1 protein-coding gene and 1 pseudogene are annotated in these 1,745 nt (G+C 73.1%); one reads left to right on the top strand and one right to left on the bottom strand.

What is annotated here, in order from left to right; all coding sequences use genetic code 11:
• A partial coding sequence (purD, locus tag H5J26_RS30695; RefSeq protein ID WP_181769211.1) for a phosphoribosylamine--glycine ligase occupies nt 1–1,327 on the bottom strand: 1,327 nt, incomplete at its 3' end.
• A gap of 254 nt (nt 1,328–1,581) precedes the next feature.
• On the opposite strand from purD, the pseudogene H5J26_RS30690 reads away from it, so the two are divergent.
• Nucleotides 1,582–1,745: pseudogene (locus H5J26_RS30690) on the top strand (hypothetical protein); the annotation flags it as partial.

The following is a 1,745-nucleotide window of genomic DNA, read 5'->3' as shown; positions in this document are numbered from 1 at the left end:
CTCCCCCGGCCTGTCCAGCGTCTGTCCCGGCCTGCCCGGCCTCCGGCGCCCGGTTCCGCTGCCGCTCCGCCTCCTCCGCCGCCTGGGCCGCGATGTCCCCACGATGGTGCGAGCCCTCCAGCCGGATGCGGCTGAGTGCCGCATACGCCCGCTCACGGGCCCCGGCGAGACCCCCGCCCGTCGCGGTGACCGACAGCACGCGGCCGCCGGCGCTGACCACACGCCCGTCGGCGTCCCGATTGGTGCCTGCGTGCAGCACGTACGCCGAGGGCTCGTCCTGCTCCGCGATCGTCTCCAGCCCCTCCACGACGTCGCCGGTCCGCGGGGCGGCCGGGTAGTCGTGCGCCGCGACGACGACGGTGACCGCCGCCTCGTCGCTCCAGGCCAACGGCGGCAGAGCCGCAAGCCGCCCGGTCGCCGCCGCGTACAGCAGCCCCGCGAGGGGACTGCGCAGCCGGGCCAGCACGGCCTGGGTCTCCGGATCACCGAACCGTGCGTTGAACTCGATGACGCGTACGCCGTGCGAGGTCATCGCCAGCCCCGCGTAGAGCAGCCCGGAGAACGGGGTGCCGCGGCGCCGCATCTCGTCGACGGTCGGCTGGAGCACCGTCTGCTCGATCTCCTGCACCAGCTTCGAGTCCGCCCACGGAAGCGGCGAATAGGCGCCCATGCCGCCGGTGTTGGGACCCCGGTCGCCGTCGTACGCGCGCTTGAAGTCCTGGGCGGGCTGGAGCGGTACGACCGTCTCGCCGTCCGTGACGGCGAAGAGGGAGACCTCCGGGCCGTCGAGGAACTCCTCGATCACGACGCGCTCGCAGGCGCGTGCGTGTGCGCGGGCCGCTTCGAGGTCGTCGGTCACGACGACGCCCTTGCCGGCCGCGAGCCCGTCGTCCTTGACCACGTAGGGCGGCCCGAAGGCGTCCAGCGCGGCGTCGATCTCTTCGGGGGTGGTGCACAGGTAGCTGCGTGACGTCGGCACACCCGCGGCGGCCATCACGTCCTTGGCGAACGCCTTGGAACCCTCCAGGCGAGCGGCCTCGGCCGACGGCCCGAACACCGCGACGCCGTGCTCCCGCACGGCGTCCGCGACACCCGCGACCAGGGGCGCCTCCGGGCCGATGACGACGAGGTCGGCCCGCACCTGCGGCGTCTGTGCGAGGTTCGCGACGGCCGCGCCGTCCAGGGCGTCGACGGCGTGCAGCGTCGCCACCTCGGCGATCCCGGCGTTGCCGGGGGCGCAGTGCAGCGCCGTGACCTCGGGGTCGAGCGAAAGAGAGCGGCACAGGGCGTGTTCGCGGGCGCCGCCGCCGATGACCAGGATCCTCACAGGAGCAGCCTAGACGGCTCCGCGGGACGGCCGGTTCGCGGGCCGGTGCCTCGCAGACGGCCACCGGTCCACTCTTTCGAGTGAGGAGAAGAACGCCGCGGAAGCAGCCCACCCCTGAACAGTGCCCGGTTACGGGGGAGTTCAGCGAGAAAGCGACGTTGCGCCCCACCTTGCGGCAGTAGGAAGATCCCCCGAGTCCTCGAGCGGTTCGAGTGCGGGTGGCGTAGGGAGTGGGCGGGGTGAGTCAGCCGGACATGCGGCCTGAAGACGCCCTTCGGCAACCAGGCGGAAGCCGGACGGACCTCCCGGGGCGGACATTCCCCCTCGGTGACTGGAGCCAGCCGGCAGAGCGCCTGGACGAGCTGTACGCACGGGTGGAGCAGCACGCTCTGCTCGTCGGCGACCGGTATCTCAGCGA

The organism is Streptomyces albidus (ex Kaewkla and Franco 2022) (genome assembly GCF_013870515.1).
Lineage (GTDB): Bacteria > Actinomycetota > Actinomycetes > Streptomycetales > Streptomycetaceae > Streptomyces > Streptomyces albidus.
This window is presented reverse-complemented; position numbering and strand designations above follow the sequence as displayed.